General features: G+C 71.0%; 25 protein-coding genes and 1 pseudogene. 16 read left to right on the top strand and 10 right to left on the bottom strand.

Going from position 1 to position 24,913, the window contains the following annotated elements; all coding sequences use genetic code 11:
• Window positions 1-20: 20 nt before the first annotated feature.
• Window positions 21-1,085, bottom strand: coding sequence for a PP2C family protein-serine/threonine phosphatase (locus ABZ883_RS33470; RefSeq protein ID WP_360912949.1), 1,065 nt, complete (start codon window positions 1,083-1,085; stop codon window positions 21-23).
• Between the two features lie 317 nt (window positions 1,086-1,402).
• Between ABZ883_RS33470 and ABZ883_RS33465 the strand changes: the two genes are divergently transcribed.
• Window positions 1,403-2,098: a hypothetical protein gene (locus ABZ883_RS33465; RefSeq protein WP_360912947.1), complete on the top strand. Its 696-nt coding sequence runs from the start codon at window positions 1,403-1,405 to the stop codon at window positions 2,096-2,098.
• A 321-nt stretch (window positions 2,099-2,419) separates the two neighbouring features.
• Here ABZ883_RS33465 and ABZ883_RS33460 read toward each other — a convergent pair whose 3' ends face one another.
• Window positions 2,420-2,779, bottom strand: a complete 360-nt coding sequence (locus ABZ883_RS33460; RefSeq protein ID WP_360912945.1) for a hypothetical protein — start codon at window positions 2,777-2,779, stop codon at window positions 2,420-2,422.
• A gap of 155 nt (window positions 2,780-2,934) precedes the next feature.
• Window positions 2,935-3,837 (bottom strand): LysR family transcriptional regulator, encoded by a 903-nt coding sequence (locus ABZ883_RS33455; RefSeq protein WP_360912943.1) that lies wholly within the window; start codon window positions 3,835-3,837, stop codon window positions 2,935-2,937.
• Between the two features lie 140 nt (window positions 3,838-3,977).
• Here ABZ883_RS33455 and ABZ883_RS33450 point away from each other — a divergent pair, with 140 nt between their 5' ends.
• The 9 genes and pseudogenes from ABZ883_RS33450 to ABZ883_RS33410 all read left to right on the top strand — a co-directional run bounded on the left by ABZ883_RS33450 (window position 3,978) and on the right by ABZ883_RS33410 (window position 10,549).
• Window positions 3,978-4,862 (top strand): NAD(P)H-binding protein, encoded by an 885-nt coding sequence (locus ABZ883_RS33450; RefSeq protein ID WP_360912941.1) that lies wholly within the window; start codon window positions 3,978-3,980, stop codon window positions 4,860-4,862.
• Between the two features lie 230 nt (window positions 4,863-5,092).
• Window positions 5,093-5,836 (top strand): SDR family oxidoreductase, encoded by a 744-nt coding sequence (locus ABZ883_RS33445; protein ID WP_360912939.1) that lies wholly within the window; start codon window positions 5,093-5,095, stop codon window positions 5,834-5,836.
• 281 nt (window positions 5,837-6,117) lie between these two features.
• Window positions 6,118-6,345 (top strand): 4-oxalocrotonate tautomerase family protein, encoded by a 228-nt coding sequence (locus tag ABZ883_RS33440; RefSeq protein ID WP_360912937.1) that lies wholly within the window; start codon window positions 6,118-6,120, stop codon window positions 6,343-6,345.
• Window positions 6,346-6,674: 329 nt separating this feature from the next.
• Window positions 6,675-7,341 (top strand): annotated as a pseudogene (locus ABZ883_RS33435) (siderophore-interacting protein).
• Window positions 7,342-7,396: 55 nt separating this feature from the next.
• A complete protein-coding gene (locus ABZ883_RS33430) occupies window positions 7,397-8,026 on the top strand; it encodes a MarR family transcriptional regulator (protein ID WP_360912934.1) in 630 nt (209 codons plus the stop codon).
• A gap of 246 nt (window positions 8,027-8,272) precedes the next feature.
• Complete coding sequence (locus tag ABZ883_RS33425) at window positions 8,273-8,752, top strand: nuclear transport factor 2 family protein (protein WP_360912932.1); 480 nt, start codon at window positions 8,273-8,275, stop codon at window positions 8,750-8,752.
• Between the two features lie 316 nt (window positions 8,753-9,068).
• The gene (locus ABZ883_RS33420; protein WP_360912930.1) at window positions 9,069-9,359 is read left to right on the top strand and encodes a hypothetical protein; all 291 of its coding nucleotides are present in this window, start codon (window positions 9,069-9,071) and stop codon (window positions 9,357-9,359) included.
• A 92-nt stretch (window positions 9,360-9,451) separates the two neighbouring features.
• A complete protein-coding gene (locus ABZ883_RS33415) occupies window positions 9,452-9,940 on the top strand; it encodes a hypothetical protein (RefSeq protein WP_360912928.1) in 489 nt (162 codons plus the stop codon).
• A 96-nt stretch (window positions 9,941-10,036) separates the two neighbouring features.
• On the top strand, window positions 10,037-10,549 hold the full coding sequence (locus tag ABZ883_RS33410) for a signal peptidase II (RefSeq protein WP_360912926.1): 513 nt from the start codon (window positions 10,037-10,039) through the stop codon (window positions 10,547-10,549).
• Window positions 10,550-10,565: 16 nt separating this feature from the next.
• Here ABZ883_RS33410 and ABZ883_RS33405 read toward each other — a convergent pair whose 3' ends face one another.
• The 3 genes from ABZ883_RS33405 to ABZ883_RS33395 all read right to left on the bottom strand — a co-directional run bounded on the left by ABZ883_RS33405 (window position 10,566) and on the right by ABZ883_RS33395 (window position 13,038).
• Window positions 10,566-11,129, bottom strand: coding sequence for a TetR family transcriptional regulator (locus ABZ883_RS33405; RefSeq protein ID WP_360912924.1), 564 nt, complete (start codon window positions 11,127-11,129; stop codon window positions 10,566-10,568).
• A complete protein-coding gene (locus ABZ883_RS33400; protein WP_360912922.1) occupies window positions 11,126-12,586 on the bottom strand; it encodes an MFS transporter in 1,461 nt (486 codons plus the stop codon). The genes ABZ883_RS33405 and ABZ883_RS33400 overlap by 4 nt, the downstream gene beginning before the upstream one ends.
• 86 nt (window positions 12,587-12,672) lie before the next feature.
• Window positions 12,673-13,038 (bottom strand): hypothetical protein, encoded by a 366-nt coding sequence (locus tag ABZ883_RS33395; RefSeq protein ID WP_360912920.1) that lies wholly within the window; start codon window positions 13,036-13,038, stop codon window positions 12,673-12,675.
• A gap of 112 nt (window positions 13,039-13,150) precedes the next feature.
• Between ABZ883_RS33395 and ABZ883_RS33390 the strand changes: the two genes are divergently transcribed.
• Entirely contained in the window at window positions 13,151-13,681 is a 531-nt protein-coding gene (locus ABZ883_RS33390; RefSeq protein ID WP_360912918.1) for a GNAT family N-acetyltransferase, read from the top strand.
• An 82-nt stretch (window positions 13,682-13,763) separates the two neighbouring features.
• Here the strand turns inward: ABZ883_RS33390 and ABZ883_RS33385 are convergent, their stop codons facing one another.
• On the bottom strand, window positions 13,764-14,783 hold the full coding sequence (locus tag ABZ883_RS33385; RefSeq protein WP_360912916.1) for a multicopper oxidase domain-containing protein: 1,020 nt from the start codon (window positions 14,781-14,783) through the stop codon (window positions 13,764-13,766).
• Between the two features lie 280 nt (window positions 14,784-15,063).
• Between ABZ883_RS33385 and ABZ883_RS33380 the strand changes: the two genes are divergently transcribed.
• Window positions 15,064-17,478, top strand: a complete 2,415-nt coding sequence (locus tag ABZ883_RS33380) for a ThuA domain-containing protein (RefSeq protein WP_360913129.1) — start codon at window positions 15,064-15,066, stop codon at window positions 17,476-17,478.
• 47 nt (window positions 17,479-17,525) lie between these two features.
• A complete protein-coding gene (locus ABZ883_RS33375; RefSeq protein WP_360913127.1) occupies window positions 17,526-19,691 on the top strand; it encodes a family 16 glycoside hydrolase in 2,166 nt (721 codons plus the stop codon).
• 202 nt (window positions 19,692-19,893) lie between these two features.
• On the opposite strand, the gene ABZ883_RS33370 is transcribed toward ABZ883_RS33375, so the two are convergent.
• Window positions 19,894-22,131, bottom strand: coding sequence for an MMPL family transporter (locus tag ABZ883_RS33370; protein ID WP_360912914.1), 2,238 nt, complete (start codon window positions 22,129-22,131; stop codon window positions 19,894-19,896).
• A gap of 114 nt (window positions 22,132-22,245) precedes the next feature.
• Here ABZ883_RS33370 and ABZ883_RS33365 point away from each other — a divergent pair, with 114 nt between their 5' ends.
• Window positions 22,246-22,848, top strand: coding sequence for a TetR family transcriptional regulator (locus ABZ883_RS33365; protein WP_360912912.1), 603 nt, complete (start codon window positions 22,246-22,248; stop codon window positions 22,846-22,848).
• 147 nt (window positions 22,849-22,995) lie between these two features.
• Here the strand turns inward: ABZ883_RS33365 and ABZ883_RS33360 are convergent, their stop codons facing one another.
• Entirely contained in the window at window positions 22,996-23,229 is a 234-nt protein-coding gene (locus tag ABZ883_RS33360; RefSeq protein ID WP_360912910.1) for a hypothetical protein, read from the bottom strand.
• Window positions 23,210-23,350: a hypothetical protein gene (locus ABZ883_RS33355; protein WP_360912908.1), complete on the bottom strand. Its 141-nt coding sequence runs from the start codon at window positions 23,348-23,350 to the stop codon at window positions 23,210-23,212. The genes ABZ883_RS33360 and ABZ883_RS33355 overlap by 20 nt, the downstream gene beginning before the upstream one ends.
• A 164-nt stretch (window positions 23,351-23,514) precedes the next feature.
• Here ABZ883_RS33355 and ribB point away from each other — a divergent pair, with 164 nt between their 5' ends.
• Both ribB and ABZ883_RS33345 read left to right on the top strand, forming a co-directional pair.
• The gene (gene ribB / locus ABZ883_RS33350; protein ID WP_360912906.1) at window positions 23,515-24,171 is read left to right on the top strand and encodes a 3,4-dihydroxy-2-butanone-4-phosphate synthase; all 657 of its coding nucleotides are present in this window, start codon (window positions 23,515-23,517) and stop codon (window positions 24,169-24,171) included.
• A gap of 4 nt (window positions 24,172-24,175) precedes the next feature.
• Window positions 24,176-24,862, top strand: coding sequence for an HAD family phosphatase (locus tag ABZ883_RS33345; protein ID WP_360912904.1), 687 nt, complete (start codon window positions 24,176-24,178; stop codon window positions 24,860-24,862).
• Window positions 24,863-24,913: the final 51 nt, after the last annotated feature.

Raw genomic sequence — 24,913 nt, 5'->3', positions numbered from 1 at the left:
CCTGATCCCGCCCGTCGCGACTACCCGGCGGCCCCGTGCAGGGCCTCACCCACGGGCTGCAGCCGCGCCGCCCCACCCGGTCCTTCCAGACGGGTCAGCGCGACCATCGCGAGATCGTCCTCCGGAAGCGTGCCGGAGTGGGCGACAAGATCCTGGAGAATCTCCCCGAGCACAGCGGGCAGGGATTCGTGGTGTGCCGCGTCCTGCCGGGTCCATCCCCAGTTACGTGCGCGCTCCAGCAGCGGATAGTGGCGCCCGGCGGCGTCGCGGGCCTCGATCAGTCCGTCCGTGTAGAGCAACAGCGTGTCTCCCACGGCCAGTTCGAAGGACTCCTCGATCGCGCCCAAGCCGGGCAGGCCGCGCAGGCCCAGCGGCGGCGACGGAAGGCCCGGCACCAGGTCGACGCACCCCTCGCGGGCCCGCACCGGCGGCGGATGTCCGTGATTGACCATGCGGGCGAACCGCTGTCCGTCCGGGATCTCCAACAGCAGCGCCGTCACAAAGCGTTCGTCCGTGTCGCGGGCGCCGCCGTCGGCCTCCGTCAGGTGGCGCAGGAAGCTCTCCTCCAGACGTGCCGACAACTCGGGCAGGCCCTCGGCCCGCGGGGCCCATTCACGGAAGGCCCCGAGCACGGCGGCGACGTCCTCGAATGTGGGGAGGCCCTTGCCGCACACGTCGCCGATGATCAACCGCGTCGCCCCACCCGTCCGCGCGACCGCGTACAGGTCGCCGCCGACCTGACCGCGACCGCCGCAGGCACGGTAGACGGACGCGAGCCCGAGAGCGCCGATGCGCCGGGGCAAGGGCCGCAGCAGGACCCGCTGCACGGTGTCGGACACGGCACACGCCTGCGCCGCCCGATGGCGGTAGCGGTCTTTCAGGCGGCCCAGGACAACGGCCACGGCCCCCGCGGTGAGAAGCGGCGCGATGCCGCACGCGAGGCTGGGGTGGCCCAGCGGCAGAATGGCGCACACCGCGCACGCCACACAGGCCACGAGGACGCTCGCCAGGAGACCCGCGACGGCCAGGCGATGAAGCGGCTGCCCCTCCTCCCCCGCTCCCTCGAACTGTTCGATCTCCGTCATCGATCTCACTCCCTCATGGTTGGTGCGCCGGGTCCGGGAACCGCGGGGGTCCGTGAGCGGCCGGCCCTGCGCATCGGGTCCCTTTCGTGGCGGGACACTTCGACCGTAGGTCCGGCCCTGGGGGCCCTCCTTGCCCCGTTGCGCACGGCGCATTGCCCGCCCGCGCAGTCCCCGGCAGTGGCCGCGTACACCCGCCGGAGACGCAACGGCCAACCGCGCATAACGGGCCCGTCGCACGGAATCCAGCCACAGGTGCCTAAGCTGCGCCGGCCATCCCGTTCAGCCCGACAGATCAGTCGCCACCTGCTAGGAAACCGTTGTCCCACCGCAAGCACGTCCACGTCGTCGGCACGCTCCTGTTCACCGCCGCACTCGCCGCCTGCAGCGGCTCCGCCACGCCCCCGGCCTCCGCGGGCGCGCCGCCCGCGACGCGGAGCGCCACCGGCTCCCCCGCGGCCGCCGGCGCACCCGCCGCGGCGCCGCCCGGCCCCGGTGCGCACTTCCTGGCGAAGGAGAAACTGGGCGCGGCCCTGCTGCCCCTGTCGGACATGCCCGCCGGCTGGACCGGCGGCACGGGCGACGGGCTCAGCGTGAACCAGAGCTTCTGCGACTACACGCAGCCCCACGAGGCGCAGATCACCGTCGACAGCACCTTCAGGAAGGGCAGCGGAGGCACCGCGGCGATCGCGACGGTCCAGGTGCGGCAGTACGCCACCCCGAGCGACGCCGCCGAGGTGCTGGACGCGATGGAGCAGGCCCTGCAGTCCTGCCGCAAGCAAACGCACAACGGCTCCGTCCTCACGTACGCGCGCACGGGCGTCGACAAGCTCGGCGAGCGTGCCCTCGGCGTACGCGTCGAGGACGGCGGCTCCACCACCGTCCAGCAGTTCGTCCTCGACGGACCCGCGCTCATCAACGCCGGCACCCGGACCACGTCGGACGCCGACGCGGACACCACCGCGCTGCTGCTCCGCAAGCAGGTCGACCGCTACGAGGCCGCGGCGCTGGGCTGACCGCCCGCCGGGCGGTACCAGATCGCCGATTCCGGCGAGCACGTCGTGGACGTGCGGCCGTACCAGGTTCTTGAGCTCATCGCTCCGCACAGGGGCGGTGACATGTCGACATGCGCATGGCATCCTCGCGATCACGTCAACTTGGAGATCCACACTGCGGCGGACCGCGCCCGTCTGGCTCGCCGCGCTCGCGCTCGCCACAGCCGGCGCCCTGTCCCCGGCTTCCGCGGCGACGACTAACTGGGAGTACCGGAATGGCTACGGCTCATGCCTCACCGTGAACGGGTGAGGCAAGGGTCAGCAAGTCTTCACCATCGACTGCTACGACGGCGACGACCAACGGTGGCACTGGGGCACGGAGTCCAACGCCTGGCAGGGCCACCCGATGCGCCGGCTGGTGCACATCTTCACGGGCAACTGCCTCACCACGGACAACAGAACCGAGCTGAACGCCGTCTGGATGAGCCCCGGAGGCGGCCGCTCCGGACAGTTCTGGACCGCTGACAACTCCCCCGTCCAGAACCGGAACGGGAACTTCCTCATCGGCGGCGAGATCGGCGACCTCCGTGACTCACGCCCCGCATTCCCGGTGGAGGCGGTGGCAATGTTCTCAATCCCGAGGTCCACGCCGACGAAGCCGTCCGGCGCGTACTCGACTATTGGGTCGTTCGCGCTGGTCATCTGGGATGGGGCTCTTGTCTCGCCCAGGAAGGATGGCCCGGCATACCGGGTGTCTCACCACAGACTGACATGGAGGTACCACCGAGCTCCGCAGCGACAGGGCCCGGCGCCGCCGTGGCGGGGAATGTCGCACGCGGCCCTGACTCCCCTGCTCGTCACGGAACGCCGACGAGGCTTTCCGCCCCCTGAGGCGGGTGGGCGGCCGCGACCGAGCAAGCGGCGCGTACGAATGCCGCGACCGCTGGCGAACGGGACTCCTGAGGCCACGCCAGATCGAGCCACACGGGTGACAGATCGGCGACGGCACGGTAGGCGACGCCCGGCCGGAGGTGGCGGCGGACGATGGAGACCGGAGGGAACCAGACGGTCCTGCCCAGTTCGATGAGGTTGAAGATCTGCGCCAGGTCGCAGCGCCCCGACGGCTGAGGCGTCGACGGGTCGGGGGCGTCACCTTCCCGGTCCGCGGGACGTCCGTAGGGGAGCACGCGTCCTGCCAGGTCGGCCAGATGGAGGGACTCCCGCGAGGCGAGCGGGTCGGTTGCCGCGACGGCGAGCAGGCGCGGTTCGGTCAGGAGCGGTTCGACGTCGAAACCGTGGTCGTCGAACGGCCTGGGCAGGAGCGCGATGTCCGCGCGTCCGTCTCGGAGGGCGGGTTCTTGTTCGCCGCGTCCGCCGAGGACGAGTTCCACCCGAAGCGCGGCGGGCTCACGCTCATAAGCAGCGAAGATCAGGGGCAGCAGTCCGCCGTCGTAGTCGGCTTTGAGCGCCAGTCGCAGCACGGGTTCGGCCTGGCCGGCTTGTCGGGTCCGGCGGACAGCGGCCGTGACCGCGTCGAGTGCGGTGCGGGCGTCACGCAGCAGGACCTCGCCGGCGGGGGTGAGGGAGACATGACGCGTGGTGCGCTCCAGGAGTGGTACGCCGATCTGCCGCTCCATCTCACGGATGGCCCGGGAGAGGTGTGGCTGCGCCATGCCGAGCCGTTTTGCCGCCCTGCCGAAGTGCAGTTCCTCGGCCACGGCCACGAAGTAGCGCAGGTGGCGCACTTCTATGTCATTCATACCGCGACAGTATCAGTGGTGCCCATATCGGTCCTTCAGTCAGCCTTGGGAGCGGTGTTCACTGGAGACCGACCAGCGAACCGACCTTCCGTACATCCCTTCTTTCGCGGTCCCACCACCCTTGCTACTCAGGAGTTGCTGTGATCGTTGTCACCGCGCCGACAGGACAGATCGGCAGCCGAACCCTCGAGCGCCTTGTGGCAGCCGGCGCCCGCGTCCGTGTGATCGTGCGTGATGCCTCCCGGCTGCGGGCCTCGGTACGCGAAGCCGTGGAGGTCGTCGAGGGCAGCCACGGCGACGTGGACGTGCTCATGAAGGCGTTCGCCGGGGCGGAGTCCGTCTTCTGGCTGGCCCCTCCGAATCCGCGTGCCGAAAGCGTCGAGGACGCTTACAGCGGGTTCAGCCGCCCGGCTGCGCAGGCTCTGGCCGCACAGGGCGTCCAGCGGGTCGTTGCCGTCTCGGTTCTCGGGCGTGGAACACCGATGGCCGAGAACGCGGGGTACATCACCGCCTCACTGGCCATGGACGACCTCCTGATCAGCAGCGGCGTCGGCTACCGGGCGCTGGCCATGCCGTCCTTCATGGAGAACGTGCTGCGCCAGACCGACCTCATCAGGGATCAGGGGGTGATCACTTCTCCGATCGCCGGTGGTCGCCGGATGCCTTTCTGCGCGGTGCGGGACATCGCCGCGGCGGCTGCCGAGCTGCTGCTCGACGGCACTTGGAGCGGCGTCGAGGAAGTGCCCTTGCTCGGAGCCGAGGATCTTTCCTTTGAGGACATGGCACAGATCATGTCCGAGGTGCTGGAGCGCCCGGTGCGCTTCCGGCAGGTTTCGGGCGAGGAGTTCACCGCACGCATGACGCGGTCAGGCGCCTCGGCCGCCATGGCGCGGGGTGCTCTTGACATGGCGATTGCCAAGGAAGCGGGAATGGACAACGCGGTGCCCCGCACCGTACGGACCACCACGCCCACCTCGTTCCGGCAGTGGTGCCAAGAGGTGCTGAAACCTGCGGTCCTTGGCTGAACCGACGGCCGGCAGTGCCTGGAGTGTCGGCGGGCACAGGGGCGGCAGCCGGCACCGCAGCCGGGAAGGAGTCCCGTACGGGGCAGCCCCTCGTTCGCGCTCGGACCCGGACTCCGCTCGCACCCCTTTTTCCCTCCGGAGACAGGGTGGCGCCCGGCACCTGGGTGGGCCTTCCCCCGGGACGCCCACACCACGATTTTTTTCAGCACCCCGATATGAGGATGTCTCCCATGCCCGAACAAACCCCCAACCGTGTCGCGCTGATCACCGGCGGAGCGGGCGGGATCGGCCAGGCCACCGCCAGGCGACTGGTCGCCGACGGCTACGCGGTCGCGATCAACTACATCAACAATCGGGAGAGGGCCGGTCAGGCCGTCAAGGAGATCACCGAGCAGGGCGCACACGCGATCGCGGTGCGCGCCGACGTGGCGGACGAGCGGGAGACCGTCTCCATGCTGGAGACCGTCGAGCAGACGCTGGGCGGTGTCGATGTCATCGTCAACGCGGCCGGGATGATGCCGGTGTCCACCGTCGTCGATCTCGACATGGACCTCTTCGACCGGATGGTCCGGGTCAACCTGAGGGGCGCTTTCGTCGTCGCCAAGCACGGGGCCCACCGGCTGCGGCCCGGCGGAGCCTTCTTGTCGGTGTCCACCTCGCAGGTCGGCATGCGATTCCCGACCTACGGCCCTTACGCCGCCACAAAAGGCGCAACCGAGATCCTCGTCAGTGTCCTCAGCAAGGAGTTGCGCGGTCGGAACATCACCGCCAACGTCGTGGCACCCGGACCGATCGCGACGAGTTCCTTCTACGAGGGCAAGGACGAGGCGACGGTCGATCGACTCACGAACCTCGCCCCGCTGGAACGGCTCGGCGCTCCTGAAGACGTGGCCGAGGTCATCGCCTACCTGGCGGGACCGGCCGGCCGCTGGATCAACGGGCAGGTCATCCGCCCCAACGGCGGCGTGGTCTGACATCCGTCAGTACCTCGGACCGCCACCGGACGACAGGCGTTCCGCCGACGCGGCGGCAGGGCGATCACGAGTGCCACCGCCCTGACCCCCTCACCGGCCCGTCCCGGCCCACCCGCTGTTCGACCTGCCGGAACGCGGCGAGGTCGTCGCAGTGGTCCGACCGCGACGGACCGGCGTCCACGGGGACGACAGTGGGCCGAGGTCGCCGGAATCCGCGGCCGCACCGCCAAGGCCCCGTCCCTTCCCACATCACCATCCCCCATCAACCTCCAGGAGACGACATGCCGTTCGCCAACTACAAGATCCCCCAGGGCACACTCACCGCCGAGCAGAAGGAGGAGATCATCCATCGAACCACCGCGCTCGTCTGCGAGTACTTCGGTGATGGTGCGCGTCCGCACACCATGGTTCTGGTCGAGGAGGTCACCGACGGCGGGTGGGGCCGTGCCGATGAGACACTGACTCAGGCCAAGATGGCTGAACGCGCCGCCGCCCGCCGTCAGCACTGACGACCGAGGAGTTGCCGGGCACCGGAGGGTCCGCCGTCCGCCCCAGCGGGCATCCGCACCGCCGGTGCTCTGCACTGCGGCTCCCAGGAACACCCGGCACCTGGTCCCGCCCCGTGCCGCTCCGGCCGGCCACCCGCTCGACCCCGGGTCGCCGGCCCGCGGCCCGGGATCCCCGGATCCCGGAGGGGGCGGGCCGCGGCTCAGCAGGCATGTCCCACCGATCAAGACATCCTGCCCACGGTAGTCATCTCAGCGCTGTCACAGGACCTGCCCCATGGGCGAGGGGCGCACGGCTTGCGGGAGAACAGACGGGTGTTCATGGCAGGAGGATCACCGCGGGGGTGGTGGTACGCACGGAACGCATCTCGCCGCACATGGTGCGCGTCGTCCTCGGCGGTGACGGCCTGTCCGGCCTGGCTGCGGGGAGATTCACGGACGAGTACGTGAAGTTGCGGTTCCCCCGCGAAGACGTGGCAGGTCCCGAACCGTTCGGCACCTCGCTGCCGTCGGGGGTGGCGGCGATACCCGAACCACGGCCGGTGAGCAGGACTGACACGATCCGCCGCCGGCTCCCCGAGCTTCCGGAGTTGTGGCTGGACTTTGTGATACACGGGGAATCCGGTGTCGCCGCCCAGTGGGCACCGCGTGCGCGACCAGGAGACCGGCTGCAATTCCCCGCTCTCGGGGGCGATTACGCGCCGGGCCCTGATGCTGACTGGCAGGGTGCGTCGCGGGACCGGACGCGTGGGCGCGGCACTCGTCGCCGCTGTGCGCGACCTCGACCTCCCGACCGGCGACGTGCACGCCTTCGTTCACGGCGAGGCGGCGTTCGTGAAGGAACCGCGCCGATTCCTCCGGTACGAGCGAGAGGTCTCGATGGCGCGTCTGTCGATATCCGGCTACTGGCGTCCGGACATGGACGAGGAAGCCTGGCAGGCGTCCCAGAGTGCCTGGAACCAGCAGATCACTGCCGACGAGAACGCCGCGACGCCGTGAAGCGCGTCGGCAGGTCTCCGTGCTCCTGGACGAGCACCACGGGAGGAGAGAAGCGATGAGTGAATTCGCGGTCGAGCGGGCTCGTCGGATCATCCAGGGGCGCCGGGCGGCGGCCAAGCACCCGCCTGGGCCGCCTGGCGGCCCAGGCGGCCGCAGCAGCGAATCCGGTGCCGGGCTGCCGGGCGAGACCACCGAGTTCGTCGTGGCCCTGCACATCATGTATGCCCGGATCCGGCAGTTCGACGAGTGGCTGCGCAGCGAGTACCAGCTCAACCTCACCGAACTGCACGTCCTGTCGGCTCTCTCCACCGTGCCGCGGCCGGTTCCCCGAGGGGCCGCGTCGCGGTTGGCCGAGGAGGTCGAGCTGTCCCCGAGCGGCCTGACCCGCCTGGTCGACCGCCTGGTCGAGCGCGAGCTGCTCCTGCGGGTGCCGGACCCCTGGGACAAGCGCGTCACCCGGCTCGCACTGACCGAGCGGGGTCGGCAGGTGCGGGACACGGTCGTTCCGCGGGCCGCCGAGCACATCCGGGCCGCCTGCCAGGGTCACATGGGGTTGCTGGACAGACTGCGGCGGATCACCGAGACAGCCCGGCCGATGGATGAGCGGCATCCCGGGGACAGCTCCGAGAAGGCGCCGACGGACCCCCGTGGCCATGTCAACTATACGGCCCCCGGGGGTGGTTGACGTCTGCGCGGGCGCGCGGGCTACCTGGGCTCCACCGCGCCGTGAGGCCGCTCTGCGGAGCTGGGGCAGACAGCCCGTAGTGCCCTGACGAGGGTGAAGGGGCGGTGCGTTCGAGCGCGGGCGCCGCACAGCCTGCGCCGACTCTTTGTGCGGTCAAGGACTCCGAACAAAGTTCCTTCGGAGGTGCTTGTACCCGGTGCGCTTCTCCACTCCTCATGGCGCCGCTGACAACACGAAGGACGCGACATGACCGACAATCTCAGGATTCTGCTGGATCGGCAGGCAATTGCCGATGCCTTGTACCGCTACACCGCCGGCCTCGACCAAGGCGACACCGATCTGCTCACTTCGGCGCTCACGGAGGACGCGAAGGTCGACCTCTCTGCGGCGACGTCGAAGATCGGCTTCGAGATCCCGGCCCTCAGCCCCCGCGAGGTTGTGGTGACCGCTCTGGCAGCGGCGGTGGGACCGCTGGACACCACCCATGCAGTTCACAATCTGCGGATCTTCTTGGACGGTGACAGCGCGACAGCCCACTGCTACATACAGGCCCAGCACTATCTTTCCGGCGACGGGCCGCTGCCCGAGCGCACCAGGCATGCCCTGCTGATGAACAACTGCACGGCGAAACTCGATCGGGACGGCGACCAGTGGCGGATCAGCCACCTGGCCATCGACCTCGTGTGGTTCGAGGGGGATCCCACGGTTCTGCTGCCCGCGTCCTGATCCCAGGGAAGTGAATGCTCGCAGCTGATCGGCCGACCCGCCCATCACGGGCCGCCCTCGGACTCGGAGCGGCCGTCTTCACGCTTCGTAGGATTCATCCCCCGTCGCGTGAGGCAACGGCCGCCCGAGCCGTGCGACATCCAGCGCCGGTCGACGAGGCGCCTGACGCTGCCGGAAATGCGGGCCCTTCAAGGCCCGAGCGAACGGGGACAGCCGCTTCGCTCCGATCGCCGGCCGTGACATCGCGCTGACCGCCGCCAACGTCCTTGCCTCGCCCGGGAAGCACGGTGGCCGGATATGCACACTCACGGGCCTGGTGGAGTACAGCCACCAGGAACTCGCAGCCGAGGTGGGCCGGGTGCTGGGCAAGAACCTCCCCTTCGAGCAGGTCACCGTGTCCACGTTCCTCGACGTGATCGGTCGTGCGGACGACACCGCCAAGCTCAAGCACTTCGAGGCGGTCACCCTCGACCAGCAAGAAGGGCGTCTGGCAGGCGTCAGCGACGCGGCCCCGAGAATCACCGGGCAGCCGCTGGCGACAGTCGAGGAATTCATCGACGAGAACCGTTCTCTCTTCGAACTCGACCACACCAAGTCTGCGAGTTGACCACCCCTTGCAGGCCGAACGCGGGCACTTGGGGCCCCGCGGGCGGGAAAACCAGGTGCGTCCCACCGCGGGGACCTCCTACCGTTCCCGGTATGCGCGTCGTTTTCACCAAGGGCCCCGGCACGAGCTACGACATCGCGGTGCACCGCGAGACCGGGGCCGAACTCGCCCCGCGCAACGGGCCCGGTGGGCACCGGTATCTGCCGCACGACCTCGTGCACTTCCTGGTGGAGGCGGAGGCGGGCATCAAGCTCGGGGTCTACGGGCGCCTGGCCGCGGGGGACAACGGCCTGTTCTGGCCCGCCGATCCCGCGGAGCGCGCCAAGGCGGCCCGGCGCCGCAAGTCGAAGCCGCTGAAGTCGTCCCCCGAGGCGCAGGCCGACATGGCCCGGTCGGAGCACCTGGCGGGCATCGCCGTGCCCGTGTGGGAGGTCCGGAACGGGCACGCGCAGTCGCTGCCCGCGTATGTGCCGGCGGGCGGGATCCCCGCGGAAGTCGAACGGATCGTGGCCCGATTCGCGGAATACGCCGACCGCTGGCAGGCGCTGCCTGTAGGGGGTTCGCTGACCCTGACCTGGTGAGGTCGGCCCGGCGTCCCCTCTTCCCGGGCGACCGCCCCCTTGTCGGTGGCAGCGCGTACGCTCGGTGGACGGCCGGCGGCGATCAGGAGGTGGGCGGTGCGGCGGACGTACCTGCTGTGGACGATTGCGGCGGCCGGATTCGCCGTGGACCAGGTCACGAAAGCGATTGCCGCGGTCGCCGTCGAGGGCCACGAACCCAGGCACGCACTGGGCGGTGCGGTGACCTTCACCGCGTTCCGGAACCCCGGGGCGGCCGGCTCCTTCGCGCCCCGCGCGACCCTGGTGTTCGCGCTCCTCGCGGCCGTCGTGCTCGTCCTCATCGCACGGGTCGCGCCCTCCGTCCGGTCCGCCGGCTGGGCGGTCGGTCTCGGGCTGATCTTCGCGGGCGCCGGAGGCAACCTCGCCGACCGCCTGTTCCGCACACCCGGTTTCGGCCGCGGCGCCGTGCTGGACTTCATCCAGGTCGGCTCGTCCGGCATCTTCAACCTCGCCGACCAGTGCGTGACCGCCGGTGCGGCGATCGTCCTCATCCAGACCTTCCGCGGTGTTCCGCTGCGCACCGTCGCGGCGCGCTCCCCCGCGAAGGCGAGCCTGCCGCTGGAGCAGTGAGCACGCCCCGCCACCGTCAGGTGTCGAGGCCCTCGAGCGTGGTGCGCAGCAGGGGCAGCAGGTCCTCCAGCTCCGCTGTTGCCAGCTCGTCGAGCGTTCCCGCGCCGCGGGCCAGCAGCACCCCCAGGAACGCGGCGACCGCCGTCTCGGCCCGCAGTCGCGGCCGGTCCAGCCCGTCGGCGGCGAACCGCTCCCGCAGGGGGTCGACCAGCCGCAGATAGAGCTGCGCGCGGGCGGCGTCCTGGACGACGGGGTCGCCTTCGGCCTGGACGGCCGACCGGAAGACGGGGCCCGCGCCGCGCCGGTCCGCCCGCTCGAGGAGTGCGCGGAGCCGATCGGGTCGCAGCAGGTCCGGCGGGGCCACGTCGCCCAGTTCGGCGCGCAGCACCTCGGTGTACAGGCCGCTCTTGTTGTTGAAGTACCGGGCGATCATTGCCGGGTCGACACCCGCGCGCTCGCCGATGTCGCGGATGGTGGTCCGGTCGAAGCCCCGCTCGCTGAAGAGCTCGCCCGCTGCCTGGAGCAGCAGTTCGCGGCTGCGCGCGGAGTCCCGCCTGCGCGACGGCGTACGGTCGTTCACCGCCTCGCCTCCTTCAGGGGCGCGGCCGCCGCCGCGGGTGCGGCATCGGTGGCCGCCGCGCGCCGGTGCCGCGGCGGCAGCACGGCGGTCACCAGGATCATCGCCGCCCACACGCCGCAGGCCAGCAGTGCGGCCGTCCGGTAGCCGTCGCCGGTGGGCAGGATGCGGCCCGCGACGGTGTGCGCCTCCAGAACGGTGGCGCTCAGCACGCTTCCGGTCGAGTAGCCGACGTAGCGCAGCACCTGGTTGAAGCTCATCGCGCTGCCTGTCTCGTGCGCGGGGACGGATCCCACGATCATGCCCGGCATGACGGCGAACATCCAGCCGATCCCGAACCCGGCCACCGCCATGATCGCGAACAGTTCCCACAGCTGTCCGCGCACGAGGGCGAAGGCCAGCACGGCGGCCAGGGAGACCGCGCACCCGAGCGGCAGCACCAGGGCGGTGCCGAAGCGCCGGGCCACCAGCGGCACCACCCGGCCCGCGGCCATGCTGGCGAGGGAGAAGGGCAGCAGCACCAGCCCGGTGAGGGCCACCGAGGCCCCAAATCCGTAACCCGCCTCGCGTGGCGTCTGCACGAACCGGGTGACCAGCGACAGCAGCAGGTACATCCCGAGTCCGGCCACCAGGGCGGTCGCATTGGCGGTCAGCACGGTGCGGTCCCTGGTCAGCCGCAGGTCGACCAGCGGCCGCGCGGTGCGCAGTTCGTGCACGACCCAGACCGCCAGCAGCAGTACGCAGACACCGGCCAGGACGAGCAGCCGCGGCGAGTCCCAGCCCCAGACCTCGGCCTCGCTCAGGGCGAGCAGCAGCCCGGCGAGCCCGGCGCCGAGCAGCAGCGCACCGGGAACGTCCAGCCGGGGTGCGGCACGGCGCGGGGCCGGCGGCAGCACCACGACGGCGGCCACCAGCGCGGCGGCGCTCACCGCCGCCCCGAACCAGAAGCCGGCGTACAGCCCGAAGGACTCCGTGATCACGCCGGTGAGCGGGTAGCCCAGGCCGACCCCGGCGACGGTGGTGATCGACAGCAGGGCCACCGCGGGCCGCGACCGCTGCGGCGGCAGGGCGTCCCGGGCGGTCGCGATGGCCAGGGGGACGAGGCCCAGACCGATTCCCTGCAGCGCCCGTCCGGTCACGAGGCAGCCGAAGCCCAGCGGCAGCGCGGCGAGGAAGCAGCCGGTCAGTACCGCGACCAGGGCGCCGAGGATCACCGGGCGGCGGCGCGGGCCGTCGCCGAGGCGGCCCATGAACGGTGTGACGACGGCTCCGACGAGCAGCGTGACGGTCAGCGACCACTGGGCGTCATTGAGGGAGACGTGCTCCTCTGCGGCGATCGTCGGCACCAGCGGGGCGCCGAGGCTGCTCACCACGGCGACCAGCATGCCGAGTGAGACCAGCACCGGCACCAGCGCTCGCTGCCGCCCGGTCCGCGGGTCCCCGGTCACGGGACTGTTCACGTCACTCCTCGTTGTCATCAGCCGAAGTCATCAACTGAAGTCATCGAGTGATGACATTTATTCCCGGGCGACGAGCGAGCAGCCGGCTAGCGGGGGCCGAGCCCGAGCCGGCACGTCGGACAGGTCGCCGCCCGCCTCGCGCGGCTACCCGCCCAGGCCGACACGAGCACGCAGACGGCCAGAACGGAGACGGCGGCCAGCAGACCGAGCCACGCGGGCCTGACGGCCGCCGGCCACGCGAGGTAGAAGATCAAGCCCGCCGTCAGGTGGACGGGCGGCGGGAACGACATCGGGTGGAACAGCGCCAGGACGGCGACGACCACCGCGCCCACCTGTGACACGGCGAGCGTGCCGAAGAACGTGCCGACGCGATTGCGCACCACCGGCGGGACCCACTGCTCGCAGTTGCGGCAGTACCGCTCGCCGACATCGACCACCATCCCGGCTGCCATGCCCCACCCCCAGTGCCTTTGAGTCGACGGGATCGTCCCAGCGCCCATCCCGGCGGTCAATGCGCGGGACCCGTCACAACACCGCGGAGCGCGCGGGTGCTAGCGTCCCGCCATGCCCGAACTGAGCGCCCCCACAAGCCGGTTGCATTCCTCATGGCTCGCCGCGCGTGACGAGTGGCCTCCCGGCGCCCACCAGGACGGATCGGGCCTGCGCCTGGCTCCCGACGGCGACCTCGGCAGCCCCGAGGTCTTCTCGGAGTGGGTCGCACGGCTGCAGCGGCAGGCGGACAGGTCCGCGCCCGTCGGGGAAGGCCGCGTGCATGCCACCCATTGGTGGATCACGGAGGGCGAGACCTACCTGGGCGCGGTTGATCTGCGCCACTACCTGAACGACCTCCTGCTCGACGTCGGCGGGCACATCGGCTACAGCATCCGGCCCTCCGCGCGCCGGAGCGGCGTGGCGACATGGGCCCTGGGGGCGGTGCTCCCGCAGGCCCGTGCGATCGGCCTGGACCGGGTCCTCGTCACCTGTGACGACGGCAACGTGGGGTCGGCACTCACCATCGAGCGCAACGGTGGCGTCCTGGAGGACGTCCGCACCGCCGGCACGGGCCTCAAGCGCCGTTACTGGATCACCCTGTAGCCACCGGTCCGGGTTGGACGGCGAGGGCGCGCCACCCGGAGGCCGCGCAGTGCGGCTTCCGGATGGCTGCCCCCTGCCCCGGTCAGTGGTGCGCGTGCTGCCCCGCGGAGGCGTCCGCGTCCTGCGCGGCGCCCGCGGCGTGGTCGGCGTGGTGCGGCTCGTAGCCCGGGATGGTCCCGTCGGGTTTCGCGACGAGGAACAGGCCGGCCATCCCCATGTCCGAGTGGCTCTGGACGTGGCAGTGGTACATCCACGCGCCGGCGCCCACGTGTTCGCCCGCGATGATCTGGAAGCCGAAGGAGTCGGCGGGTCCGGTGATCTTGTTGTCGACGACCCGGCTGGGGTCGTCCGGGCCGGTCAGGAGGCCCGTCCGGTTGTCGGCCCAGCGATGACCGTGCATGTGGAACGTGTGGTAGTACTCGCCGTGCGTGATCATGACGATCTCGACCCGGTCGCCCACCGTCGCCTCGAAGTTCGGGGTCTCGTGCGCGGCCCTGTTGTTGATCGTCATGTCGTTGAAGACGATCGTGAACTGCTTGTCCGGCAGGATGTCGCCCTTCCTGCGCACCACGACCGGGCCGTAGAGGCCCTTGCGGATCCCGCCCGTTCCGTGATCGGTGCCGACGACATGGTCGTGGTAGTGCCAGTAACCCGCGCTGCCCGCCTGCCATGTGCCGTCCTTGCGGCGGCCGGGTGCGTGGGTGCGCCAGGTGTACGTCCGCGTGCCGCCGGGCTCCACGTGGCCGCGGTTCATCCGGGTGCCGTCGCTGGCGACGTCGTAGTCCACACCGTGGACGTGGAGGCTGGCGTCCACGTCCGTGGTGTTCTCGAACTCGATGTGCAGCGTGTCGCCCTCGACGAGTTCGATCAGCGGGCCCGGCACGGTGGCCTTGCCCTTCTCCAGGCCGTATCCCATCTGACCGTTCGGCAGGGTCTCGGCGTAGAGCCTGAGATGGCGGACCTGGCCGCCGGCCGGTGCGGTGGGCGGCGGTGACTCCGCCGAGGAGGCGGGTGGTGCCGACACCACCGACAACGAGGCCGTCCCGGCGGCGGCGACCACGCCGCCCGCCAGCAGTCGCCGGCTGAAACTCCTTCTGTCCATGGCCATTCCGGACACTCCAGTGCCGTGAGGGGACGGACGGGGCGCGAGGACCCCCAGGGACGGCCACACCGTAGAGCAGTGACCCTCGTTTATCCACACCCAGGACAAAGATGGTGAGATTCCGCCTATTGCTGTTGGCGAACCGTCGAAAGCCGTCTAGCTTCATGCGCTGTTGCTGTGCCACAGAAGTGACCACAGAGGAGTGCGAACCATGCGGAGCACACCACATCACCGGTCGAGATCGCGGCGCGCCGCGGCCACGGTCCTGGTGGTCGGCACCATGGCGGCGTCCCTGATCGGCGGCAACGCCGCCACGGCCAGGCCGTATCCAGAGCCGGCACCGGCATCGTTATCCCTGCCGTCCCCACCGGGCGGCAAGAACGTCAAGGTCCTGGTGTTCCACGCGTCGGCCACCGAGGAGTCGCCGACCGTCGACGCGGGCATCGAGGCCATCGAGGCGATCGGCCTGTCGGGCCCCGCCGCACAGCGGTTCAAGATCGTGGCGACCGACGACGCCTCGGTCTTCACCAGCCCGAAGCGGTTGGGGACCTTCAACGCGGTGGTCTTCCTGACCGGGGGCGGCGACGTCCTCGACCCCGAGCAGGAGGCCGGCCTGGAGTCCTACATGGAGGCCGGCGGCGGCTTCCTCGGCATCCACGACGCGGCCAGGACCGAGCCGTACTCGGACTGGTTCACCGGGCTGATCGGCGCCCGGCCGGCCGCCACGAGTCCGGACGGGGTCCAGCGCGCCACGGTCGAGGTCCCCGACCGGGTCCATCCCGCCACCAGGGACCTGCCGGTGGAGTGGAAGCGGCCCGACAAGTGGATCAACTGGGCGGGCAACCCGACCGGCAAGGTGCACACCGTCGCCAAGGTCAGGGAAGCGAGCTACCGGCCGGGGACCGGCGCCAACGGCGCCGACCACCCCGTCTCCTGGTGCCGTGACTACGACGGCGGCCGGTCCTTCTACACCGGCATGGGCGGCACGGCGGAGTCCTTCGCCGAGACCGACTTCCGCGACCACCTGCGGGGCGCCCTGCTGTGGACGACACGGCTCTCGCGCGCCGACTGCAAGGCCACCATCGACGCCAACTACGCGGCGGTGCGGGTCACCCAGCCCAACCAGTCCGGTCAGCAGGACCAGATCGGCGAGCCGCACGGCATGGTCGTGGCGCCCGACGGGCGGGTGCTGTACATCGGCCGGGGCGGCGGTGCGAACGGCGCGCCGGTCGTGACCGACTGGAACAGCCCCGACATGGGGAAGGGTCTCGGCCAGATCCACGTGTACGACCCGGCGACGAAGAAGGTGACGCTCGCCGGAGCGCTGACCGTCTTCGGCAACAAGGGCGGCGGCGACGAACTGATCAAGGTCGAGGAGGGGCTGCTCGGCATCGAGCTCGACCCCGCCTTCCAGAGCAACGGCTGGGTGTACCTGCACTACACCCCGCACTCCGGCCTCGACCGCGACCGTCATGTCGCCGAACGCCGGGTCTCCCGCTTCACGCTGGACCTCGCGAGCAACAAGCTGGACCTCGCGTCGGAGAAGGTCCTGCTCAAGTGGCCCGTCCAGGTGCACAGTTGCTGCCACGCGGGCGGCGGGATGGCCTGGGACTCCAAGGGCAACCTGTACATCGCGACCGGCGACAACAACTCGTCCGGATTCAGTGACGGTTACTCGGGCAACAACCCGCAGCCCAACTTCAAGGGCCTGTCCTTCGCCGACGCCCGGCGTACGGCGGGCAACACCAACAACCTCAACGGCAAGATCCTGCGCATCCACCCGGAGCCGGACGGCACGTACACGCTGCCCGAGGGCAACCTCTTCACCGGCAAGGAGCAGGACGAAGGCGGCGGCAAGACCCGTGGCGAGATCTACGTCATGGGTGTGCGCAATCCCGCCCGCATCTCGGTCGACAAGAAGACCGACATCCTCTACGCGGGATGGGTCGGCCCGGACGCGGGCGCGCCCAGCACCACCTGGGGACCGGCGAAGTACGACACGTTCGCGGCGATCACCAAGGCGGGCAACCACGGCTGGCCCTTCTGCATGGGCAACAAGCAGCCCTACCGCGACCGCAATCTGCCGGATCCGTCCAGGCCGCTGGGCTGGTACGCCTGCGACGCCCCGAAGAACGAGTCGCCGAACAACGACGGCCTGGTGAACCTCCCGCCGGTCACGGGCAACACCATCTGGTACTCCCCGCAGGGCGGCGCGCCCGACTTCCCGCGGAATGCCAGCGGGGTGCCCAGTTACAAGAACGAGGAGGCCACCTACCTGCTGCCGTGGCTCAAGGGCGGCGGTCAGGCGACCATGGACGGCCCGGTCTACCGCTACGACGCCAAGACCGCCGGCGCCGACGCGTGGCCGCAGTACTGGGACGGCAAGTGGTTCGTCGGTGACTTCTACGACGCGGACAACCCGCGGCACGCGGTGCTGACCGACCCCAAGACCGTCGGCAAGGGCGGACTTCCGGTCACGGCCGAGTCGCTGAAGAAGATCGTCCCGGTCGGGCAGGGCGGCATCCGCAACCTGATGGACTGGAAGTTCGCGCCGGACGGTTCGCTGTACGTCCTCGACTACGGACGCGGCTTCTTCACCTCCGACTCCCAGTCCGCGCTGTGGCGTGTGACGTACAAGGGCGGCGACGCGACCCCCGCCGCCGCGGATCTGGCCAGGAAGGCGGCCGAACAGTGAGACGGCGACCTCTACGCCTGTGGACGGCCCTGCTGGGCACACTGCTGATGATCATGGGGCTGACCTCGACGACCGCGTACGGGCGCAGCGACGACCGTGCGGCGGCCGGCGGGACAGCGGCCGCGGCCCAGGTGCTCACCTGGACGGCGAGCTCGCGCACCGACCGGTACGCGAGCTTCCCGACCACCGCGGTGGCAGGCCCCACGACGCTCGTCTTCGAGAACAGCGCGGCCACCGGCAATGACATCGGCATGCCGCACACGCTCACCTTCGACGTGTCGGACCCCGAGTACAACCACGACGTCCCGGTCAACATCCTGGCCAACCCCAACGACGACAGCGACGGCCGGCACACCGTCGACGTGACCCTCACCCCCGGCCGCTACCGCTTCTTCTGCAGCATCCCCGGCCACGGGCAGATGCAGGGCATCCTCACGGTGACCGAGCCGGGCGACGAGGACACCACCGCGCCCACGACGGCGGCCGAGGTCGCGGGCCAGAAGAACGCCGACGGCGCCTACGTCGGTTCGGCCACGGTCACCGTGACCGCGACCGACGACGCGTCGGGCGTGCGGACGGTGGAGTACGCGATAGGCGACGACGGCCCGTGGCAGCCCTACACCACGCCGGTCGTGGTGGACCAGGTCGGCTCGCACACCGTCCGCTACCGCGCCACCGACCAGGCGGGCAACGCGGCGGCCGAGAAGTCCGTCGACTTCACCGTCGTCGCGCCGCCCACCGACGACACGACCGCTCCGGAGACCTCGGCGACCGTGAGCGGGGAGAAGGACGCGCAGGGCAATTACCTCACGATGGCGACGGTCACCGTCACGGCCTCGGACACCGGGTCGGGCGTCAACACCATCGAGTACGCGCTCGGGGCCGGCGGTGCCTGGCAGGCGTACACCGGCCCGGTGATGGTGCATCAGCTCGGGTCGCAGACCGTCCGCTACCGGGCGACCGACAAGGCGGGGAACGCGGCGGCCGAGAAGTCGGTCTCCTTCACCGTCGTGGCACCGCCCACGCAGGACACGACCGCGCCGGAGACCTCGGCGGCGGTGGCCGGCACCCAGAACTCCAACGGCGCGTACGTCACGAGCGCCAAGGTCACCGTCACCGCGACCGACGCGGGATCCGGCGTCGACCGGACCGAGTACTCGCTGGACGGCGGCCCGTACCTCGCGTACACCGCTCCCGTCATCGTCGACCGGATCGGTTACCACACGTTCTCCTACCGGGCGACGGACAAGGCGGGCAACACCTCCGCGGCCCGGCAGGAGGCCTTCACCATCGCGCAGGGCGGCGGCGTTCCGGCGCCCAACTGCCCCGAGTACGACGAGCGGCTGACCGTGATCGTGGGCACGGTGGACTCCGGGGTGCCGAACCGGCTCACCCGCAGCCGCTGCACGATCAACGAGCTGATCGAGGACGAGAAGGACTGGTCCTCGCAGGCGCTGTTCCTCAAGCACGTCGACGGTGTGCTGGACAAGCTGCTGGCCGACAACGTCGTCGACCAGCGGGAGTTCAACAAGATCACCAAGGCGGCCAAGCAGTCGAAGATCGGCAAGCCCGGCCAGACACAGGGCTACCGCGATCTGTTCGACGGCACGGAGGCCTCCCTGGTGAAGTGGGAGCAGGTCGGCGGCGGGCGGTTCACCCTGTCCGGCGACCGCGCCATCACCAGCAGCACGACGGTGCCGGGCATGGGCATGCTGTGGTTCCCGCAGCGCACGTACGGCGACTTCTCGCTGAAGCTCCAGTTCCGCGACGACGCCCCGGGCACGGGCAACGCCAACGGCGGTGTCTTCGTGCGCTTCCCGAACGTCCACGGCCACCCGGAGGAGTCCCGCCCCGAGTGGGTCGCCATCAACTACGGGCACGAGATCCAGATCCTCGACCGCCCGGACGGCGACATGTACAAGACCGGCTCGGTCTACGGCTTCGACCGCGTGGGCCTGGGCGGTGCCGGCGTGACCGAGAAGGGCACCTGGAACGACTACGAGATCCGCGCGGAGGGCCAGCACTTCACGGTCCTGCGCAACGGCGTCGTGATCAACGAGTTCGACAACGTCGGCGGCCAGGTCTTCAGCCCGCCGCGCGCGGGTGACCCGGGCACCGACGGCCGGCGGTACGCCACCGGCTACATCGGCCTCCAGGTCCACAGCACGACGGACGTGATCTCCTACCGCGACATCCGCATCAAGGAGCTGTAACCCAAAGCCCCCTCGGGGGCGGGCACCGTTGACGGACACCGCGCGGGCGGTGTCCGTCAACGGTGCGAACGGGGTTGCCGGCCTTGCGCGCCAGGTCCCGTCAATGCGGCGTCGACGGCCGGGTCGGCTCCTCATCCCCGTGGCCGGGTGAGGAGCTCTCGGCCCGACTCCGGCAAGCCGGCCGGTCGCGCGCAGTGGCTGATCAGTCCTTGCCGGCCCCAACGGGTTCGGCGGCGACGGGAGCCGTTCGATGGTCCGCGTGGCGCGGGGGCAGGGAGTCGCCCTCGATGTCCACGTTCGGCACGGCGCGGTCCAGCCACGTGGGCAGGGCCCAGGCGTGGCGGCCGAGCAGGGTCAGTACCGCGGGGACGATGGTGAGGCGGACCACGAAGGCGTCGATGAGGACGCCGACGGTCAGCGCGAAGCCGATCGTCTTGACGGTCGGGTCATGGTTGAAGATGAAGCCGCCGAACACGGCCGCCATGATGAGGGCGGCCGCCGTGACGACCCGGCCGCTGCGCTCCACGCCGTGCTCGACGGCTGCCCGCGCGTCCCGGTGGTGGTGGAAGTGCTCCCGCATCCGGCTGACCAGGAACACCTCGTAGTCCATCGCCAGGCCGAACAGGACGCCGATCAGCAGGACCGGCACGAAGCACGCGATCGGGGCCGCCGCCGCGACCTGGAACAGGCCGGTGAGGTGGCCGTCCTGGAACACCCACACGACCGTGCCGATACCGGCCGCGATGGACAGCAGGAAGCCGAGAACGGCCTTGAGGGGCACCAGGACCGAGCGGAAGGCCAGCATCAGCAGGAGCAGCGCGAGCACCACGATGATGGTGACGAACAGCGGCAGCGCCGAGGACAGCTTCGCCGACACGTCGATTCCGGCAGCGGTCGCACCGGCGACGTAGGCCGTGCCGCCCGCGTCGGTCACCGGGCTCACCGCATGGTCGCGCAGTCGGTGCACCAGGTCGGTGGTCCTCTGGTCGTCGGGACCGGTCTTCGGTACGACGCCCAGCACGGTGATCGCGCCGTCCTCGGTGACCCTGGCCGGGGCCACGGTCGCGATGTCCGGATCCTTGCCGACGGTGTCGGCGACCTCCTTGACGGCCGTCCGACGCTGCGCGGCGGGTATGCGGGTGCCGTCGACGACGACCGCGAGGGTCGCGTTGAAGCCGGGACCGAAGCCCTTGCTGAGGAGTTGGTAGCTCTTGTGCTGGGTGCTCGCGGCGGGCTGGGTCTCATTGCTCGGCAGTCCGAGGCGCAGTCCGGCGGCCGGCAGGGCGAGGGCGAGCAGCCCGAGGACGCTCACGACCAGGACCGGGATGGGGAAGCGCGTCATGAGGCGGCCCCAGGCCAGACCCCAGGACCCGGGCTTGTGCTCGCGGCCGGGCGTCCGAGTCTGCGGGGAGTTCGCCCCCGGCCGCGCGTTCTTGGGGCGCAGCCGTTCGCCGAGGAAACCCAGCAGGGCCGGTACGAGGGTGAGGGCCACCAGGACCGCCAGGAGTACGGTGCCGGCGGCGGCCAGACCCATCACGGTGAGGAAGGGGATGCCGGTGGTGGCAAGCGCGGCGAGCGCGATGACGACCGTCACGCCGGCGAAGGTCACGGCGCTGCCCGCCGTCGCGGTGGCGCGGGCGATCGAGTCGGGCACGTCCTGCTCGGGATCAGCGAGCTGTTCGCGGTGGCGGGAGACGATGAACAGGGCGTAGTCGATGCCGACCGCCAGGCCGATCATCAGCGCGAGGACGGTCGCGGTGTTCGTCATCTCGATGAAGCGCGACAGGAACTGGACGGTGAGCACGCCGACCCCGACGCCGACGAGTGCCGTCACCAGGGGCAGCCCGGCCGCCACGAGTGAGCTGAGCGCGAGCGCGAGGACCACGAAGGCGACGACCACGCCGACGACCTCGGCGGGGCCGCCGACCTCGGCCGGCGGGGTGGACACGGTGCCGCCCAGCTCGACCTCCAGACCGGCCTTCTTCGCCGGGTCCAAGGCGTCGTCGAGCCGGTCCTTGGCGGACTGGGGCACATTGTTGGCCGGCTCGCCGAACAGCGCGTCGGCGTATCCGATGGTGCCGTCCTTCGACAGGGCGCCGGTCTTCGCGGGGTCGGTGACGTTGATGACCCCCGGAACCGCGGCGACCTCCTTGAGGGTCGCGGCGATGGCACCCCGCTCCTTCTCGCCGGAGAGATTCGCGCCCCCGGGTGCGGCGAACACGACCCGGGCCGTGCCGCCCGCGGCTTGCGGGAACTTCTCCTTCAGCAGGTCCTGGGCCTGCTGGGACTCGACGCCCGGCACCGAGAACTCCGTCGTCGCCTTTCCACCGAGGGCGGTCCCCAGTCCGGCGGCCACCGCGAGGAGCAGGACCCACATCATGAGCACCCGGGACCGGCGGCGTGCCGCCCAACGTCCCAATGCGTACAAGCGTTTCGCCACGGCAGATCTCTTTCGTCTCAAGGGTCGCCGGCTGTCGGTCCAGCAGATTTTTACAGCGTAGTGTATTTTTACCGCACGATGTAAAAATGCAGGCCCGCCGCTATGCTGGACGGCATGGACAGGGTTGCCACGGCGGACGGCCTGCGCGAACGCGGTAAGGCGAAGCGGCGGGCCGCGGTCACACGCGCGGCCTTCGAGCTCTTCGCCGCGCAGGGCTACGACGCCACGACGATCGCGGAGATCGCCGCCGCGGCCGAGGTGTCCCCACGCACGGTGACGCTGTACTTCCGCTCCAAACAGGACATCGCCTTCGCGTCCTTCGACGCCACGGTGCTCCACCTGACGGAGGTGCTGCGCGCCCGCGCCACCGGGCAGAGCGTCATGCACGCCCTGGAGGGCTGGTTGCGCAAGGAGGCGGTCTGCCACGACGAGGCCGACGAACTCGAACAGCGGATGTTCCAGGCCAACCCGGAACTGCGGGCGGTGCGCACCGCGCGGATGGCGGCGGCCATCGAGGAGGGCGCCCGCATCATCGCCGAGGACACCGGTCAGGCCCCGGACGGGATCGCCCCCCGCCTCGCCGCCGCAGCGGCCGCGGCTGTGGTCGCCGAGATCTTCCAGCGCCCCGAGGGAAGCGACCGTGACCAGGCCATCAGCGCGGCCATGGCCTTCCTCACCGCCGGCATCGAGGCCATGACCTCGAGCGCAAGGAACTGACTCCTGCATCCGTGGGAGTGCCCTGGGGTGGAGGGGTGGTTCCAGCAGAGAACCACCGGGCCGCGCCGGCATGCATGCCGAACAGCGGGATCCACGCGCCCGGTCAGGTCCTCCCGTCGGCCGCACAGCCGCACAGGATGCACGCGATCACCGCGTCCGACCGCACTCCGCGATGTCCGCGGCGAGCAGGCCGGCGGCGACCAGGCCGGCGGAACCGCGCAGCGTCGCGAACACGGGGAGGCCGATCCGCTCAAGGGACCCCTCGCGCACCTCACCCTGACACTGCCCCTCAAGCATCAGCTCGTCGATGCGCCCGGACCAGCGCCTGGCGGCCTCCGGCAGGGCAGCGGAGGTCTGCGGATCACGCCCGGTCGAGCACATCGAGGTCGAGCGGAGCGGCATCGTCCGGGCTGAAGCCCGCATACGCGCGGATCGCCGCCTCCCGCCTCGCGCGGCACGGCTCCCCGGCGCCGGCCTGCGACCCCGGCGTGGCCTCGGCCATCCGCTCATGGCTGCCCAGTACGAGCGCGTCCAGCAGTGCCTGCCGGGACAGCGGACGACCCCTAGAGGGGTGAAAACACGTTCGGCGTACAGAGGTCTCAAGCTTTCCCATTCGGCCACCGATACAGCCGGTAGCTAGGGGGGATACGAGGAAGGTTGGTTCCTGTGACGTCAGCATCGACGCCGCAGTCAGTCGCACGCCTGGACTCATTGCCGGCCGCTATCAAGGACCTGCAGGCGGGCCGGCCCGTCATCGTGGTCGACGACGCGGACCGTGAGAACGAGGGCGATCTCGTCATGGCCGCGCAGTTCGCGACCCCGGAGACCATGGGGTTCTTCGTCCGGTTCACCGGCGGCCTGATCTGCGCGCCCATGGCGCCGGAGATCGCCGACGCCCTGAAACTGCCGCTGATGGTCCCGCCCGGGCCAGGCAGCGGCGCCCAGACCCCGGCGTTCACGGTGTCCGTGGACGCCGCCGGTGTCGGGTCGGGGATCTCCGCCGCGGACCGGGCACTCACCGCGCGGACGCTGGCCGCGCCCACCACCCACCCCGACCAGCTGATCCGGCCCGGGCACGTGTTCCCGCTGCGCGCCCGGCCCAAGGGCATCGCCGAACGGCGCGGCCACACCGAGGCCACCGTCGACCTGCTGCGGCTGGCCGGGCTGTCACCGGTCGGCATGATCAGCGAGGTGTGCGCGGACGACGGCTCGGTCGCCGCGCCGGACCGCCTCCGCACCTTCGCCGACGAGCACGGCCTGACCATCGTCTCCATCGAGCAGTTGTCGACCCGGCTGCGGCCCGCCGGCGCCACGACGGCGTGACCGGATGCACCGCGCGACGGTCTTCGACCTGGACGACACGCTGATCGACAGCGGCGACGCGTGGGCCCGTGTCTGCGCGGCGTTCGCCGCCCGCCACGGCCACCGCTGGGGGCCGGCGGACGACGTCGCCCTGCACGGCAACGGCGGGTGGCCTGCGTACGTCGCGGGCCTGTGCGGCGGGGCAGCCGGCCCCGCCGAGGTCGTCGAGACCTGCACCACCGCGATGGCCTGCGAGATCGCGGCCGGCCGGGTCCGGGCCCTGCCCGGGGCGGTCGACCTGGTCCTCGAGGCCGAACGCCACGGCCCCGTCGGGCTGGCCAGCGCCAGCCCGCGCCGCTACGTCCTGGCGGTCCTCGGCAAGCTGGGGCTGGCGGGGCGGCTGCGTGCCGTCGTGTGCGGCGAGGAGGTGACCCGGGGCAAGCCGGCCCCGGACGCCTATCTGCTCGCCGCCGCCGACATCGGCGTCCCGGCGTCCGACTGCCTGGCTGTCGAGGACTCCCCCAACGGCATCCGCTCGGCGGCCGCGGCCGGCATGTCGGTCCTCGCCATCCCACGCGGCGGCGCCCCGCTCCCCGCCGCCGTCGCCCACCTGCCCGCCGCACAGGCCCCCGACGCGGCGGCGGCCCTGCCCCTCCTGACCCGCCTCCTCACCCCCCGGCCCGGACCACTGGTCCGGGAAGCCGGTCCCTGAGCCGGCACCCGGCGCGGGGGGGGGGGGGGCCCCCCCCCCCCCCCCCCCCGC

The sequence above is a fragment of the Streptomyces sp. NPDC046977 genome, assembly GCF_040644455.1.
Classification (GTDB): domain Bacteria; phylum Actinomycetota; class Actinomycetes; order Streptomycetales; family Streptomycetaceae; genus Actinacidiphila.
Note: the sequence above shows the minus strand (reverse complement) of the source record. Positions and strands in the feature narration are given on the sequence as shown.